The sequence below is a fragment of the Enterobacter sp. V89_11 genome, from assembly GCF_029967775.1.
Taxonomy (GTDB): Bacteria; Pseudomonadota; Gammaproteobacteria; order Enterobacterales; family Enterobacteriaceae; genus Enterobacter; species Enterobacter ludwigii.
In genome coordinates this window covers 179,565-196,324 of the sequence record NZ_JASCAN010000007.1, presented here as the reverse complement: position 1 = coordinate 196,324, position 16,760 = coordinate 179,565, and the positions used below count along the sequence as shown (strand labels likewise).

The following is a 16,760-nucleotide window of genomic DNA, read 5'->3' as shown; positions in this document are numbered from 1 at the left end:
GCTCGCAGGTTTTGCACCCGGTGCAGCGGCTGGAATCAATAAAAAATCCATACTGGGTTGTCATCGGTTACTCCTTACACCTTTTCAACCTGAACAAGGTTCGTGTGGGACGGGTTGCCCTTCGCCAGTGGCGACGGACGCTGCGTGGTCAGTACGTTAATACTGCCTGCCTGGTCGATGCGATTCGCATCCGGGCTATACCAGGCCCCTTCCCCCAGCGCGACAACGCCAGGCATCATGCGCGGAGTCACCTTGGCTTCAATGTGTACCTCACCGCGACCGTTAAAGATGCGCACGCGGTCGCCATTGCTGATCCCACGGGCTTTGGCATCCATCGGGTTAATCCACATCTCCTGACGGCAGGCAGCTTTCAGTACGTCGACGTTGCCATAGGTAGAGTGAACACGTGCTTTGTAGTGGAAGCCGGTCAACTGCAGCGGGAATTTCGCGGTCAGCGGATCGTTGTAGTTTTCAAAGCCCGGCGTGTAGATCGGCAGCGGATCGATAACATCCCCTTCCGGCAACTCCCAGGTAGAGGCAATTTTTGCCAGCTCTTCTGAATAAATTTCAATTTTGCCCGATGGCGTGGTTAGCGGATTGGCCTGCGGATCGTCACGGAAAGCTTTGTACGCCACGTGGTGGCCTTCCGGATCACGCTGTTTGTACATCCCCTGCTCACGGAAGGTATCGAAATCCGGGAGGTCAGGGATCGCTTTGCGAGAGAGTTCATGCAGATGACGCATCCACCCTTCCTGCGTGCGCCCCTCGGTAAATTGCTGCTCAACGCCAAGACGTTTCGCCAGCTCAGAGGTCATCTCATAGATGGTTTTGCACTCAAAGCGAGGTTTAATGGCCTGATCGGTAAAGATGACATAGGACATGTTGCCGCAGGAGGCATCCAGCGCGAAATCCATCTGCTCAGAGGCCGTGCAGTCCGGGAGAATAATATCGGCATATTTTGCCGAAGAAGTCATGTGGCAGTCGATCACCACAATCATCTCGCACTTCTTGTCATCCTGCAGGATTTCATGGGTGCGGTTAATTTCAGAGTGCTGGTTGATGAGACAGTTTCCGGCGTAGTTCCAGATCATTTTGATCGGGACATCCAGTTTGTCCTTACCCCGCACGCCGTCACGCAGCGCAGTCATTTCCGGGCCGCGTTCAATGGCATCAGTCCACATAAACATGGAGATACTGGTCTGAACCGGGTTTTCCAGCGTCGGCATACGTTCAAATGGCACTTCATAGGAGCCTTCACGCGCACCGGTGTTACCGCCATGAATGCCCACGTTACCCGTCAGAATGGCGAGCATCGAAATGGCACGGGTGGCAATTTCACCGTTCGCATGACGCTGTGGACCCCAGCCCTGACTAATATAGGCCGGTTTAGCCGAGCCAATCTCGCGTGCCAGTTGAACAATACGGTCTACCGGAATTCCCGTGATGGTGGACGCCCATTCCGGCGTTTTGGCAATACCGTCGCTGCCCTGACCGAGAATATAGGCCTTATAGTGGCCATTAGCCGGCGCGCTGGCTGGCAATGTTTTCTCGTCATAACCGACGCAGTATTTATCGAGGAACGGCTGATCGACCAGATTTTCAGTGATCATCACCCACGCCAGCGCGGAGACCAGCGCAGCATCGGTGCCAGGACGAATCGGGATCCACTCATCTTCACGCCCTGCTCCGGTGTCGGTATAGCGCGGGTCGATAATAATCATGCGGGCATTCGATTTGGCGCGCGCCTGTTCGAGGTAGTACGTTACCCCGCCACCGCTCATGCGCGTTTCACCCGGGTTGTTACCGAACAGCACCACCAGCTTACTGTTTTCGATATCAGACGGGCTGTTACCGTCAGCCCAGCCACCGTAGGTGTAGTTCAGACCGGCGGCAATCTGCGCCGAAGAGTAGTCGCCATAATGGTTCAGATAACCGCCGCAGCAGTTCATCAGACGGGCCACCAGCGTTTTCCCCGGTGGCCAGGAGCGGGTCAGCGTGCCGCCGAGCGTCCCGGTGCCATAGTTCAGATAGATGGATTCGTTGCCGTAGTCTTTGATCAGACGCTGCATGTTCGTCGCGATGAGGTCGTAGGCTTCATCCCAGCTAATGCGCTCGAACTTCCCTTCTCCACGCTTGCCAACGCGCTTCATCGGGTACTTCAGCCGGTCCGGGTTATAAACGCGACGACGCATTGAACGGCCGCGCAGGCAGGCGCGGACCTGATGTAACCCCTCGTAGTTATCGTCCCCGGTATTATCGGTTTCGACATATTTAATCTCACCATCCACCACATGCATACGCAGTGGACAACGGCTACCGCAGTTTACGGTACAGGCACTCCACACCACTTTTTCCGGGGTGGTCGGGGACAGTGCATCCGCCGCCGACACCAGACGAGAAAAAGGGAGCGTAAAGGCGCTGCTGGCAACGGCCAGACCACCAATTGCCGTGGTTTTCATCAACCCACGGCGAGTGACCTCGGCAGCCATTAACGCTTCAGGCGCTTTGATTTTCATAGAGACTCACTTTGGTTGCTCACAAAGAAAAGAGAGGCGGCATAAGCCGCTATATAGTTTTATATATAACGAATGACTTCGTTATTGGTTTTTTATGCTGACTTTCATTCGGAGGAGTATTACTACTTTGGAGGGAGGGGTTATTGCGTCGTATCAATTCTAAGGTATAAAAAAAGCGCCCTGAGGCGCTTTTTTGTTTCACGTCAAATCATTAACCGATGTACTGCTGGCCTTTCATGTACGGACGCAGCACTTCAGGGATCTCAATACGACCGTCCGCCTGCTGATAGTTTTCCAGCACGGCAACCAGTGTACGACCGACAGCCAGACCAGAACCGTTCAGGGTATGCACCAGACGGGTTTTCTTGTCAGACTTGCTGCGGCAACGTGCCTGCATACGACGCGCCTGGAAATCCCAGACGTTAGAGCAGGAGGAGATTTCACGGTAGGTATTCTGCGCAGGAACCCAGACTTCCAGGTCGAAGGTTTTGCAGGCACCAAAGCCCATATCACCGGTGCACAGCGCCATACGACGGTACGGCAGACCCAGCAGCTCCAGCACTTTCTCAGCGTGGCCGGTCATCTCTTCCAGCGCGTCCATCGACTCTTCCGGGCGGACAATCTGCACCATCTCTACTTTGTCGAACTGGTGCATACGGATCAGACCGCGGGTGTCGCGACCGTAAGAACCCGCTTCAGAACGGAAGCACGGAGAGTGTGCTGTCAGTTTGATTGGCAGGTCGTCTTCGTCGATGATCTCATCACGCACGAGGTTAGTCAGCGGCACTTCCGCAGTTGGGATCAGCGCGTAGTTGCTGCTGTCAGCTTCCTCGTCCAGCGGACGGGTGTGGAACAGATCGCCGGCAAATTTTGGCAGCTGGCCAGTACCGTACAGCGTATCGTGGTTAACCAGATACGGGACGTAGGTTTCGCTGTAACCGTGCTGCTCGGTGTGCAGATCCAGCATAAACTGCGCCAGAGCGCGATGCAGATGAGCAATCTGGCCTTTCATCACAACGAAGCGAGAACCGGTCAGCTTAACTGCGGCCGCAAAGTCCAGGCCGGCATGCATTTCGCCCAGGGTCACATGATCGCGAACCTCGAAGTCGAACTCGCGAGGCGTGCCCCAGCGTTTCACTTCAACGTTGTCGTTTTCATCTTTACCGACAGGTACGCTATCGTCAGGAATGTTCGGGATCGCCAGCGCGATATCACGGATCTCGGCCTGAAGCACATCCAGCTCCGCTTTCGCCTGATCCAGCTCTTCACCCAGTTTGTTCACTTCCAGGCGTAATGGCTCAATGTCTTCCCCGCGCGCTTTCGCCTGGCCGATGGATTTCGATCGAGAATTACGCTCTGCCTGCAGATTTTCAGTTTGTACCTGCAGAACTTTACGACGCTCTTCAAGAGCGCGCAGCTTATCTACATCCAGCTTAAAGCCCCGGCGTGCCAGTTTTTCAGCGACTGCGTCTGGCTCATTACGCAGCAGATTGGGATCGAGCATGCTTATCCTGTGCTTATCGAATTAAAATAGGAAAATGTGACCACAGCCTGCGGCCACAGGGATACATTGCCAACATTACCGCAACGATCGCACTAACGGTAGCGTTTTATAGGGCTATTTTGATCCTGTCCGGCGAGCCAGGCGAGCTTTTCGCCAATCTTGCCTTCAAGACCTCTGTTTGTGGGGTGATAATAGCGGGTTTGTGCCATCTCCTGCGGGAAATATTCCTCCCCGGCGGCGTAGGCATTGGGTTCGTCGTGGGCGTAGCGGTATTCCTGCCCATACCCCATCTCTTTCATCAGTTTGGTCGGCGCATTGCGCAGATGAACCGGCACGTCATAATCCGGGCGTTCACGGGCGTCGGACATGGCCGCTTTAAAGGCGGTATAGACAGCGTTACTTTTCGGTGCGCAGGCCAGATAAACAATCGCCTGAGCGATAGCACGCTCGCCTTCAGCAGGCCCGACGCGGGTAAAGCAGTCCCAGGCCGAAATAGCCACCTGCATGGCGCGCGGGTCGGCATTCCCGACATCTTCAGAGGCAATCGCCAGGCAGCGACGGGCCACATACAGCGGATCGCCACCGGCGGTGATAATGCGGGCATACCAGTAAAGCGCCGCATCGGGCGCGCTGCCGCGCACGGACTTATGCAGTGCCGAAATCAGATCGTAAAACCGATCGCCTTTATTGTCGAAACGCGCGCTGCGCTCCCCGGCGATTTCAGTGAGCAACGCCGGTTTCAGTACCCGTTTGCCGGACGCATCCACTTCGGCCATATCGGCCATCATTTCCAGCGTATTGAGTGCCCGGCGGGCGTCGCCGTTAACCAGCTCAGCGATCGCCCGGCGCGTGTCGTCAGGCAGAACGATATCCTGCCCGCCGTAGCCGCGCGCGTTATCGTTCATCGCCTGCGTGAGAACCTGTTCAATATCCTCCACGGTCAGGGATTTGAGCAGGTAAACACGTGCACGGGAAAGCAGTGCGGAATTGAGTTCAAACGACGGGTTTTCGGTGGTGGCACCGATGAAGAAAATGGTGCCGTCTTCAATGTGCGGCAGGAAAGCATCCTGCTGGCTTTTATTGAAACGGTGAACTTCGTCGACAAAGAGAATGGTACGTCGCCCGGCATTGCGGTTCTGCCGCGCACGTTCAATCGCCTCGCGGATCTCCTTCACGCCGGACGTGACCGCCGAGATGCGCTCGACATCCGCGTTAGCATAGCGGGCGATAACTTCCGCGAGTGTGGTTTTGCCTGTACCGGGTGGGCCCCAGAGGATCATGGAGTGCAGATGCCCGGCCTCAATGGCACGCGGCAAGGGTTTCCCCGCAGCCAGCAGGTGTTGCTGGCCGATGTACTGCGCTAAATTTTCTGGCCGCATACGAGCGGCCAGAGGTTGAAACGCATTCTCAGAAAAATCGAGCGACAGATTGCTCACTCATGCCTCTTACTTGTTGCGCTGATCGTCCACCGTTACGCCCTGCGGCGGGGTAAAGGTGAATTTAGACGCGTCAACCGCGCCGTTTTGCTGGGTCTTGAGCTGGTAGCTGCTACGCTGGTCGTCCTGCTCAACCGCACCAAACTGATTAATGGTTCCGTTGGTGCTCACGTTGATGGTGAACTGTTTCAGGTTGCCATTGCTGCCTTTCGGCGTCAGAACAAACTCATCACCATTCTGTTTGATATTGTACTGCTGCCAGTCGCTGGACTGGTTACGCGCAATCAGCATGAAAGGCGTATTGCTGGTCGCGTCTTTCAGCCAGGTCGCGGTAGCCTGCTCGACAAACGGGTTGTAGAACCACAGGGTCTTACCGTCAGAAACCAGGATGCTCTCATCCGGCTGAGTCATATGCCAGTTAAACAGATTCGGGCGTTTTACCCACAAATCCCCCTGACCTTCCTGCACCGCATTGCCACTGCCGTCAGTCACTTTTTGCGTGAAGCTGGCGTGGAAACTGCTCACTTTATCCAGTCGGCTTTTAAGGTCGCTGGCTGCATCAGCCCAGACGCTGCTGGCGACAAAACTGGTGAGTAATGCACAGGCGATTGCGATTTTTTTCATTGTTATTCCTTAAAATACGTCATCCCGATATGGGGTTCTGCCCTCTATTGTGTACCTGCCCGAAGGCAGGCGACAGAAGAAAATGCTTAATTTTGGCTGATTTACCCTTCTTTGCAATCACTGAAGGTTAATCAAACGGCGGCGGCGCCAGCACCTCACGGTTACCGTTGTGCCCCTGCTCGCTCACAATGCCCTGCGCTTCCATCTGCTCGATGATGCGCGCTGCGCGGTTGTAGCCGATGCGGAACTGACGCTGCACACCCGAGATAGAGGCTTTACGTTTTTCGGTGACGAAGTTAACCGCCTGGTCGAATAACGGATCCAGCTCCTCGCCGCCGTCCAGGCCACCACCGCCGCCTTCGCTTTCGCTGTCGGAGGTAATGCCATCAACATATTGCGGACGACCGCGCGCTTTCCAGTCCTGCACCACGGCGTGAACTTCCTGGTCGCGAACAAATGCGCCGTGAACACGCACCGGAGAGGTGGAGTTCGGGCCAGAGTAAAGCATGTCCCCCATACCCAGCAGCGACTCCGCGCCACCCTGGTCGAGAATAGTTCGCGAGTCAATTTTGCTCGATACGGTAAACGCGATACGGGTTGGAATGTTCGCTTTGATCAGACCCGTAATGACGTCCACAGACGGACGCTGCGTCGCCAGAACCAGGTGGATGCCGGCCGCACGTGCTTTCTGCGCCAGACGTGCAATCAGCTCTTCCACTTTTTTACCGACGGTCATCATCAGGTCAGCGAATTCATCCACCAGCACGACGATGTAAGGCAGTTTTTCCAGCACCGGATGTTGGGCATCCATGCTGTCGCCCGGTTTCCAGTAAGGGTCCGGAATCGGACGGCCCATCCGTGCCGCTTCGGCGATTTTCTCGTTATAACCGGCAAGGTTACGCACGCCCAGCGCAGACATCAGCTTGTAGCGACGCTCCATCTCATTCACGCTCCAGCGCAGGGCATTGGCCGCGTCTTTCATGTCGGTAACCACTTCTGTCAGCAGATGCGGGATACCTTCATAGACCGACAGTTCCAGCATTTTCGGGTCGATCATGATGAAACGGACATCTTCCGGCTGCGCTTTATAGAGCATGCTGAGGATCATGGCGTTCACACCGACGGATTTACCGGAGCCGGTGGTACCTGCCACCAGCAGGTGAGGCATTTTTGCCAGATCGGCCACCACCGGCTCGCCCGCAATATCTTTACCCAGAACCACGCTCAGCGGTGACGGGTTATCGCGGAACTTCGCGTTATCCAGGACTTCGCGCAGGTAAACGGTCTGACGTTTCTTATTCGGCAGTTCAAGACCGACATAAGGTTTACCCGGAATAACCTCTACAACACGCACCGCCACGGTCGACAGAGACCGCGCCAGGTCACGGGAAAGGTTAGAAATACGCGCGGCTTTTACGCCTGGTGCCAGATTAAGTTCGAAGCGAGTGATCACCGGCCCTGGGGAGTAGTTGACCACATCAGCCTTGATACGGAAGTCCGCCAGACGCGCTTCCACCAGACGAGCCATCTGCTCAAGAGCAAAGGTATCGACCGGCTCGACTTCAGCCGGCGGTGGGGTTAACAGATCCAGCGACGGCAGAGGCGTGCTTGGACGCTGCAACGGACGGCTGTCGCCGTTACGCATCAGCAGCGGGTGAATGAGACTCTCCTGCGGCTGTGCCTGAGGCTGCTGGAACTGCGGCGGCTGTGGTGGCTGCTGCGGTTGCGCGTAAGCCTGCGGCGCCGGTTGCTGCTGCTGAGCATACGCTTGCGGCGCTGGTTGTTGCGGCTGTGCAAATGCCTGCGGTGCAGGTTGTTGCGGCTGTGCATACGCCTGCGGTGCCGGTTGTTGCGGCTGTGCATACGCCTGCGGCGCTGGCGCAGTCTGCGGACGCGTCGGTTCAGCGTCCGGCATCACGCTCGGCGTGAACAGCGGCTCGCTCGGGCCATCATCCACCAGATCTTTCATTGGCGAGAATTCAAAATCCGACAGCGAGAACGGATTCGCTCCGGCGGGCTGCTCTCCGGCATAACGCTGCTGCTGCGTGGCCGCGAACTGGCGCGCTAATTCCGCCTCAGCCGCGTCATCTTCGTCTTGTGGATGATGCACTTCATGCTGGTATTCTTCGCCATAGCGCTGATGCTGCTGCGCGGCGAACTGGCGCGCCAGTTCATCCTGATGCATTTCATCAACGTCATCTTCATACTCATTCTCGCGCGCTTTTTCCTCAGCCATACGCTGAGAAGGCAGCTTGATACCGTAGGAGGCCAGCTCACGCCGCGTTGGCACGCGGACACGGTTTGGGCGAGGTAACTGCGGGCCAATGCCCTCTTTCACCTGTGGACGTGGCGCACCGCCTGTGGCGAGGCTAAAGACCGGGGCAGCCGCGGCGGCTGCCGCTGTAGCCTGCTTCACGCTTTCAGCAACAGGTGCAACGGCAGGCGTTGGATCAACCGGAGGAACCGAAACAGAAGGTGCTTTGGTTACAGGCTCCTGCACCGGTTCAGGCACAGGCTGATACCAGGCCGCCAGCTGTTCACGCTCGCGGGCACGACGCTCTTCGACCTCTTCAAAATAGTACAATGGCGGACGAGACGGTTTCGCCTCTTCCACCACGTCAGCCTCCGGCTGAGGCGCTACGTATGGCTGTTCAGGTTCAACCGGCTCCGGCACGTACTCCTGATGTGGCTGTGCGGCAGGCTGCGCGTACTGCGGATATCCCTGAGGCTCATATGCCGGCTCCGGCTGATAAGGCTGCTGCCAGGCTTCCTGCTGGACAGGAATATAGCTCTCTGGCTCTGGCGCAATAACCGGCTCAGGCGTATGAACGCCAGGGGCGGTTTGCCACTCCACCTGAGGTTGCTGAATGGCGGATTCGGGTGGTGGAACCGGTGCTGAAGGCATCACCGCATCGGCTGGAGCGGCATACGCCTGTGAAGCCGTAGTGGCGGCGGCCGCTGCAGCGACCGGCTCGGTCACGGAGTGGCCATTTAACAGCGGGTCGTATTCATCAAACGCTCCCGGCGTGGCACGGTTGCCGGAGAAGAGCACATCGTTTGGATCGACAGCCGCACCGGCTGCACGATATTCAACCTGATCGTCTTCATCCATGCGTTTGCCGGAGAAGAGCGCCGCATCGGTTTTACGGCCTAGCGGGTTGGCAAATTTCTCGGCAACACGCTGACGACGCGCCAGCGCGCCGCGCATAATGCGGGCACGACGAGATTCGCGACGCTGAACGGGAGCATCGTCTTCCTCTTCGTACTCGTCTTCATATTCATCTTCGTCAACCCACGTATCGTCGCGACGGGTACGGTTGCTGGCGAAGGTCAGGAGGGTGAGGATAAAGCTGCCGATCTTCTCGGCGATGCTCACCCACGACCAGCCGGTGAACAGCGTCAGTCCTGCCGCCCAGATGCAGAGCAACGCAAGCGTGCCACCGCTGCTGTGAAGCATGGGCTGTAGCGCAGAGCTCAACAGGCTGCCGATCACCCCGCCAGAGGCGAAATACCAGATATCATCGGCGTTGATAGCCGCCAGCCCACACGAGGTGAGGATCAGCGCCAGTGCGCCAATCAGGCGCAGCGACACCGCGAAATAGTCGATATAGTCATCGTTTTGACGATGGCGCCAGGCAAACCAGCATCCGCCAATGATAATGACGGGAAGGGTGTAGGCCATCACCCCGAAAATGAAGAAGAGCGTATCTGCAAGCCAGGCGCCGGGAACACCGCCTAAGTTATGGATAGGCTCATGCCAGGCGGTTTGTGACCAACTGGGATCTGAGGGGTTGAAACTGAGTAGGGCTGCCATCAGCCAGACGGCAAAAAGGGCAATAACAATCAGCAAAGCCTCGAGGAGACGACGTCCGCTGCTTAGCTTCGATAATGTGACTTCTTTGTCTTCAGTGTATTCCTGGCTCAAGAAAGGCTCTCCAGGTATCAGGCATATCCTGCCTGTTTGCTAAAACGGACAACAGCGCCGGGTATCCCCGGCACTGTTGCTGTATGGATTAACAGGAGTGTAATCAAACTACACTGATTTTGCACCTGTTCCGTGTTAGCGCGTCTTAATAACCAGACGATTGCTCTGTTTGACTTCTTCCATCACCACATAGGTACGGGTGTCATTCACGCCCGGCAGACGCAGCAGGGTTTCACCCAGCAGCTTACGGTAGGCGGACATATCAGGCACACGGGTTTTCAACAGGTAGTCGAAATCACCGGATACCAGATGACACTCTTGAATTTCTTCAAGTTTTTGTACAGCGGCGTTAAATTGCTCAAACACATCCGGCGCACCACGATTCAGAGTAATCTCAACAAATACCAGAAGTGAGGCATCCAGATAATGCGGGTTCAACAGAGCCGTATAGCCCTGAATGAAACCCTGTCTTTCCAGTCGGCGCACACGCTCAAGGCACGGCGTCGGGGAAAGTCCCACACGTTTTGAAAGCTCGACGTTGGAAATACGCCCATCCTTTTGCAATTCATTAAGAATGTTACGATCGATACGGTCGAGATCTTTGCCAGGGCGCTTCTTGCTATCTACCATTATTATTGTCTCTCTGTATTCCTTCCCTACTCCTGCCTGGACCCTGTGCACATCACTGTTCAGAGCCTGTACCCGTTAGTCATCACATCGCCTGGTTATGTATTAGACGCGATGCGGATTCGGGTTCTGTTGGTAAGAAGACCGTTGCCCGAAGGCAGTCACCGATATCACGCATGGCGTCTGTCCACGCCATGCGTAGATTTCACTGACCCGGTAAAAATGGCATTTACGTGCATGCCTATGCGGCATGCGGTTAACGCGGTTTTTTTTCTTCCTTGAATGTTTTCGCAAAAGCGCAGGGGATTGTCAAAGCAAAACATCGATTTTTAGTACAACATGCCGGATATTCATTACGGCAGGGTATTAATCCTCATTTTATTGCCGTACAAACGAGCGAATTTCGGCGCAAAGCGTGATGTTATAGCGCTTAATTCATCGTCGCTGGCTATTGCACATATCGATATCAAAATTGCTGCGCTCTTTTTTTACGGCAACAAATTCCCTACAATCCAGCCAAATGTCTGCCAACAACAATGGGGATCTCATGGGCACGGCCAAACACAGTAAGCTGCTAATTCTTGGTTCTGGACCTGCGGGATATACCGCGGCGGTCTATGCTGCACGCGCTAACCTGCAACCGGTTCTGATTACCGGCATGGAAAAAGGCGGTCAGCTGACCACCACCACGGAAGTGGAAAACTGGCCAGGCGACCCGAACGACCTGACCGGGCCGCTGCTGATGGAGCGTATGCACGAGCATGCGACGAAATTCGAAACCGAAATTCTGTTCGATCATATCAACAAGGTTGACCTGCAGAACCGTCCGTTCCGTCTGACGGGCGACAGCGGCGAGTACACCTGTGATGCGCTGATCATCGCGACCGGCGCTTCTGCCCGTTACCTCGGTCTGCCGTCTGAAGAAGCATTCAAAGGCCGTGGCGTTTCCGCCTGCGCAACCTGCGATGGTTTCTTCTATCGCAACCAGAAAGTGGCGGTTATCGGTGGCGGCAACACTGCCGTGGAAGAAGCCCTTTATCTGGCGAACATCGCCTCTGAAGTGCACTTGATCCACCGTCGTGACACCTTCCGCGCAGAGAAGATCCTGATCAAACGTCTGATGGATAAAGTGGCGAGTGGCAATATCGTGCTGCACACCAACCGTACCCTGGAAGAAGTCACGGGCGATCAGATGGGCGTTGCCGGTCTGCGTATTCGTGATACCCAGAACACCGATAACGTCGAAACGCTGGAAGTGGCGGGTCTGTTTGTGGCGATCGGTCACAGCCCGAACACCGCGATTTTCGAGGGGCAACTGGAGCTGGAAAACGGCTACATCAAAGTGCAGTCCGGTATTCACGGCAACGCGACCCAGACCAGCATTCCTGGCGTATTCGCTGCAGGCGATGTGATGGACCATATCTACCGTCAGGCGATCACCTCTGCTGGCACCGGCTGTATGGCCGCGCTGGACGCTGAACGCTACCTCGACGGGCTGGCGGAACAAGGTAAATAATCTTTACAAGTCAGTAACAAACGTAAATAAAGGCGGCGATAAGTCGCCTTTATTGTCTCTCCGTTGTAACATTGCGCTGCCCAACTTCTAATAACGTCACCTGCTAAGTACGCAATGGAAAAAACCCGTCAACAAGAGTTAACACGCTGGCTGAAACAGCAAAGCGTTCTTTCCCGCCGCTGGCTAACAATCTCCCGTTTTCTGGGGTTTGTCAGTGGTCTGTTGATTGTTGCCCAGGCATGGCTGCTGGCCCGCATTCTTAATCACATGATCATGGAGAACATTCCGCGCGAAGCGCTCCTGTTGCCCTTTATCGTCCTGATCCTGATTTTTGTTCTTCGTGCCTGGGTGGTCTGGCTGCGTGAGCGCGTGGGTTTTCACGCCGGACAGCATATCCGCTATGAGATCCGCCGTCAGGTGCTTGACCGCCTTCAGGAGGCCGGTCCGGCGTGGATCCAGGGTAAACCCGCGGGAAGCTGGGCGACGCTGATCCTTGAGCAGATTGACGATATGCATGACTATTATGCGCGCTATCTGCCACAGATGGCGCTAGCCGTCTTCGTTCCGTTGCTGATTGTCATCGCCATCTTCCCGGTCAACTGGATGGCGGCACTGATCCTCCTGGGCACAGCCCCGCTGATCCCGCTGTTTATGGCGCTGGTGGGCATGGGTGCCGCGGACGCTAACCGACGTAACTTTCTGGCTCTGGGTCGCTTAAGCGGCCATTTCCTTGACCGTCTGCGCGGCATGGAAACGTTGCGCATTTTTGGCCGCGGTGAAGCGGAAACTGAAAATATCCGCCTCGCATCGCAGGATTTCCGTCAGCGCACCATGGAAGTGTTACGTCTGGCGTTCCTCTCCTCCGGCGTACTCGAATTCTTTACCTCGCTTTCGATTGCACTTGTGGCGGTCTACTTTGGCTTCTCGTATCTCGGCGCGCTGGATTTTGGCCACTACGGCACGGCTGTGACCCTTTCAGCCGGTTTCCTTGCGCTGATACTGGCCCCCGAATTTTTCCAGCCGCTTCGCGATCTGGGCACCTTCTATCATGCAAAAGCGCAGGCCGTGGGCGCGGCTGACAGCCTGAAGACGTTTATGGAAACGCCACTGGCGCATCCGGAACGCGGTGACGTGACCCTGAACGCCAAAGAGCCGGTTATCCTTGAAGCGCGTGATTTCTCCATTCTGTCACCTGAAGGCAACGTGCTGGCAGGCCCGCTTAACTTTACCCTTCCGGCCGGAAAACGTGTGGTGCTCGTAGGCATCAGTGGTTCAGGGAAAAGCTCTCTGCTCAATGCGCTATCGGGTTTTATGGCCTACACCGGATCGCTGCGGATCAACCAAACTGAACTGCGCGATCTCGATCCGCTTGCCTGGCGTAAACAGCTTAGCTGGGTGGGACAAAACCCTCAGCTTCCTGCCGCCACGCTGCGAGACAATGTGCTGCTGGCTCGCCCGGATGCACGTGACGATGAACTGCAATCCGTTCTCGACCGCGCCGGGGTCAGCGAGTTTCTGCCGCAGCTTCCGCAGGGTGTCGATACCGTTGTCGGTGACCAGTCTGCCGGCCTGTCAGTCGGTCAGGCCCAGCGTGTGGCGGTTGCCCGCGCGCTGCTTAACCCATGCCAGCTCATGCTGCTCGACGAGCCAGCAGCGAGCCTTGACGCACACAGTGAGCAACGCGTCATGGATGCCCTGAATGCGGCCTCGCGGCAGCAGACCACCCTGATGGTCACCCATCAGCTGGAAGGTATTGCTGACTGGGATCAGATCTGGGTCATGGAAAATGGTCATATTGTTGAGCAAGGCGATTACGCCTCTCTCGTTGCCGCGCAGGGCCCGTTTGCCACCCTGCTGGCAAACCGTCAGGAGGATATCTGATGCGTGCTCTGCTTCCCTATCTTGCGCTCTATAAACGCCATAAATGGATGCTGCTGCTGGGCATTGTGCTGGCGATTGTTACCCTGCTTGCCAGTATCGGTCTGCTTACGCTCTCCGGCTGGTTCTTGTCCGCTTCGGCCGTCGCGGGGTTCGCGGGTTTATACAGCTTTAACTATATGCTTCCGGCGGCAGGCGTTCGCGGCACCGCAATCACGCGTACTGCCGGACGTTATTTTGAGCGTCTGGTCAGCCACGACGCCACTTTCCGCGTGCTACAGCACCTGCGCATTTATACCTTCAGCAAACTGTTACCCCTCTCCCCTGCCGGGCTGGCGCGTTTTCGTCAGGGTGAGTTACTCAACCGTGTCGTAGCCGATGTCGACACGCTGGATCACCTTTACCTGCGCGTCATCTCACCCATCGTGGGGGCGTTTGTGGTGATTGTGGTGGTCACGCTGGGGTTGTCGGTTCTGGACGTTCCCGTTGCGCTCACGCTGGGTGGCATTATGCTGCTGACGCTGATTATCCTGCCACCGCTGTTTTATCGTGCAGGTAAATCCACTGGCGAGAACCTGACGCGACTGCGCGGCGACTACCGACAGCAGCTGACATCCTGGCTGCAGGGACAGGCGGAACTGACCATTTTTGGTGCCAGCACGCGTTATCGCAGTCAAATGGAAAGCACTGAGCTGAACTGGCATGAAGCCCAGCGCCGCCAGTCGGAGCTGACGGCATTCTCCCAGGCGCTGATGATGTTAATCGGCGGCATGGCGGTCATCGCCATGCTGTGGATGGCTTCAGGTGGCGTAGGCGGGAATACCCAGCCCGGCCCTCTGATTGCCCTCTTCGTTTTCTGCGCCCTGGCCGCGTTTGAAGCGCTGGCCCCGGTGACGGGCGCCTTCCAGCATCTTGGGCAGGTCATCGCTTCTGCCCTGCGCATCACCCAGATTGCCGAGCAGGAGCCGGAAGTTACGTTCAGCGGCGCTCAGACCGCCGTGCCGACGCAGGTTGCGCTGACCCTGGATAACGTCACCTTTGCCTATGAAAAACAGGCGCAGAACGCGCTGGAAGGGATCACGCTGTCTGTTAAAGCAGGCCAGCGGATTGCGCTCCTCGGTCGTACCGGTTGCGGTAAATCCACCCTTCTTCAGTTGCTGACCCGCGCCTGGGATCCGCAGCACGGTCAGATTCGGTTTAACGATACGCCGCTGACCGACTTCAGCGAACAGACGCTGCGCAAGACCGTGAGCGTGGTTCCGCAGCGCGTGCACCTCTTCAGCGCGACGCTGCGTGATAACCTGCTGCTCGCGGCACCTCAGGCCTCCGACGATGATCTGCGCGCCATGCTGGAGCAGGTTGGGCTGCAAAAACTGCTTGAGAACGACGGGCTGAACGGCTGGCTCGGGGAAGGCGGTCGTCAGCTCTCCGGCGGTGAGTTGCGCCGTCTGGCGATTGCACGCGCGTTGTTGCACGATGCGCCACTGATGCTGCTTGATGAACCCACCGAAGGGCTGGACGCAACAACCGAGAGCCAAATCCTTGATTTACTGGCCCATGTTATGACCGGAAAAACCGTGCTGATGGTCACCCACCGCCTGCGCGGGCTGGCGAGTTTTGATCAGATAATTGTGATGGACAACGGACATATTATTGAGCAAGGTAGTCACACAGAACTGTTGGCGAAACAAGGTCGCTACTACCAGTTTAAACAGCGTCTGTAGACTATATTTGTACCGATCCTAACTCGCGTATTGGAGTTCTGCTGTCATGCGCCTGGTCCAGCTTTCTCGTCATAACATCGCGTTCCCTTCGCCAGAGGGAGCGCTGCGTGAACCTAATGGGCTGCTGGCCCTTGGCGGCGACCTCAGTCCTGCGCGGCTTTTGATGGCTTACCAGCGTGGCATTTTCCCGTGGTTTTCACCCGGCGACCCGATTTTATGGTGGTCGCCCGATCCCCGTGCCGTGCTGTGGCCGGCGCAGTTTCACCTGAGCCGCAGCATGAAGCGTTTCCATGCGAAATCACCCTACCGCGTCACCCTGAATCATGCCTTCGGTCAGGTCATTGAAGGCTGTGCCGAAGACCGTCATGAAGGAACCTGGATCACCCGCGATATCATTACCGCCTATCACCAGCTGCATGAGCTGGGTTTCGCGCACTCCATTGAAGTCTGGCAAGACGGTGAACTCGTCGGCGGGATGTATGGCGTTGCGCAGGGGACGCTGTTTTGCGGCGAATCGATGTTCTCCCGTGCCGTGAATGCCTCGAAAACCGCGCTGCTGATCTTCTGCCAGGAGTTTGCCCAGCGCGGCGGAAAACTGATGGATTGCCAGGTCCTCAATGAGCATACGGCCTCACTCGGTGCGGTTGAAATCCCCCGCCGCCACTACATAGAACATCTGGACGTTTGCCGTCAGGAGAAGCTGCCGCGAGACTTCTGGGTACCAAGAACGCTCTTTATGCCCAATGCCTAAATGTTTTCCGCATATTTTTTGTGAGGGTGTTATAATTATGCCGCAGAGTAGGTTCTGCCTGTTGCCTCGCCGCCGTTTGGGTCCTCCGCTTCAGATAACGTCCTGACGTTTATCCTGTTGTTTCCCCTTTACGAATGCGCTTTCCGTTCGGTTGTACCGTGACGCTTGGGCAATGCGCCGAAACTATTTTGCTGCGTTTTAAACGCGCAATTCTTTACTTAATTGATGAATTTCGGCATTATCTTGCCGGTTCAAAACT

Annotated in this window: 10 protein-coding genes and 1 pseudogene; 4 read left to right on the top strand and 7 right to left on the bottom strand. The window is 56.3% G+C overall.

Annotated elements, in window-relative coordinates:
* From QLG09_RS07965 to lrp, 7 genes and pseudogenes are all read right to left on the bottom strand, one after another.
* A pseudogene (locus tag QLG09_RS07965) lies at positions 1-64 on the bottom strand (dimethyl sulfoxide reductase subunit B); the annotation flags it as partial.
* A 10-nt stretch (positions 65-74) separates the two neighbouring features.
* Positions 75-2,516: a dimethylsulfoxide reductase subunit A gene (gene dmsA / locus QLG09_RS07960; protein WP_282488808.1), complete on the bottom strand. Its 2,442-nt coding sequence runs from the start codon at positions 2,514-2,516 to the stop codon at positions 75-77.
* A 211-nt stretch (positions 2,517-2,727) separates the two neighbouring features.
* Positions 2,728-4,020 carry a serine--tRNA ligase gene (gene serS, locus QLG09_RS07955; protein ID WP_008499983.1) on the bottom strand — a complete coding sequence of 431 codons (1,293 nt, stop codon included), beginning with the start codon at positions 4,018-4,020 and terminating at the stop codon, positions 2,728-2,730.
* A 92-nt stretch (positions 4,021-4,112) separates the two neighbouring features.
* Positions 4,113-5,456 carry a replication-associated recombination protein RarA gene (rarA, locus tag QLG09_RS07950; RefSeq protein ID WP_014169370.1) on the bottom strand — a complete coding sequence of 448 codons (1,344 nt, stop codon included), beginning with the start codon at positions 5,454-5,456 and terminating at the stop codon, positions 4,113-4,115.
* 9 nt (positions 5,457-5,465) lie between these two features.
* Positions 5,466-6,080, bottom strand: coding sequence for an outer membrane lipoprotein chaperone LolA (gene lolA, locus QLG09_RS07945; protein WP_014169368.1), 615 nt, complete (start codon positions 6,078-6,080; stop codon positions 5,466-5,468).
* Positions 6,081-6,207: 127 nt separating this feature from the next.
* On the bottom strand, positions 6,208-10,005 hold the full coding sequence (ftsK, locus tag QLG09_RS07940) for a DNA translocase FtsK (RefSeq protein ID WP_079231218.1): 3,798 nt from the start codon (positions 10,003-10,005) through the stop codon (positions 6,208-6,210).
* A 135-nt stretch (positions 10,006-10,140) separates the two neighbouring features.
* Entirely contained in the window at positions 10,141-10,635 is a 495-nt protein-coding gene (gene lrp, locus QLG09_RS07935) for a leucine-responsive transcriptional regulator Lrp (RefSeq protein ID WP_000228469.1), read from the bottom strand.
* A 544-nt stretch (positions 10,636-11,179) separates the two neighbouring features.
* On the opposite strand from lrp, the gene trxB reads away from it, so the two are divergent.
* From trxB to aat, 4 genes are all read left to right on the top strand, one after another.
* Positions 11,180-12,148 carry a thioredoxin-disulfide reductase gene (trxB, locus tag QLG09_RS07930; RefSeq protein WP_025204565.1) on the top strand — a complete coding sequence of 323 codons (969 nt, stop codon included), beginning with the start codon at positions 11,180-11,182 and terminating at the stop codon, positions 12,146-12,148.
* Positions 12,149-12,262: 114 nt separating this feature from the next.
* Positions 12,263-14,029, top strand: a complete 1,767-nt coding sequence (gene cydD, locus QLG09_RS07925; RefSeq protein WP_079231219.1) for a cysteine/glutathione ABC transporter permease/ATP-binding protein CydD — start codon at positions 12,263-12,265, stop codon at positions 14,027-14,029.
* Positions 14,029-15,750 (top strand): cysteine/glutathione ABC transporter ATP-binding protein/permease CydC, encoded by a 1,722-nt coding sequence (gene cydC / locus QLG09_RS07920; RefSeq protein ID WP_079231220.1) that lies wholly within the window; start codon positions 14,029-14,031, stop codon positions 15,748-15,750. The genes cydD and cydC overlap by 1 nt, the downstream gene beginning before the upstream one ends.
* Before the next feature lie 46 nt (positions 15,751-15,796).
* The gene (aat, locus tag QLG09_RS07915; protein WP_014169362.1) at positions 15,797-16,501 is read left to right on the top strand and encodes a leucyl/phenylalanyl-tRNA--protein transferase; all 705 of its coding nucleotides are present in this window, start codon (positions 15,797-15,799) and stop codon (positions 16,499-16,501) included.
* Positions 16,502-16,760: the final 259 nt, after the last annotated feature.

Coding starts and splice junctions, on each gene's coding strand:
- dmsA (WP_282488808.1), bottom strand. CDS start 2,516: ATGAAAATCAAAGCGCCTGAAGCGTTAATGGCTGCCGAGGTCACTCGC.
- serS (WP_008499983.1), bottom strand. CDS start 4,020: ATGCTCGATCCCAATCTGCTGCGTAATGAGCCAGACGCAGTCGCTGAA.
- lolA (WP_014169368.1), bottom strand. CDS start 6,080: ATGAAAAAAATCGCAATCGCCTGTGCATTACTCACCAGTTTTGTCGCC.
- lrp (WP_000228469.1), bottom strand. CDS start 10,635: ATGGTAGATAGCAAGAAGCGCCCTGGCAAAGATCTCGACCGTATCGAT.
- trxB (WP_025204565.1), top strand. CDS start 11,180: ATGGGCACGGCCAAACACAGTAAGCTGCTAATTCTTGGTTCTGGACCT.
- cydD (WP_079231219.1), top strand. CDS start 12,263: ATGGAAAAAACCCGTCAACAAGAGTTAACACGCTGGCTGAAACAGCAA.
- cydC (WP_079231220.1), top strand. CDS start 14,029: ATGCGTGCTCTGCTTCCCTATCTTGCGCTCTATAAACGCCATAAATGG.
- aat (WP_014169362.1), top strand. CDS start 15,797: ATGCGCCTGGTCCAGCTTTCTCGTCATAACATCGCGTTCCCTTCGCCA.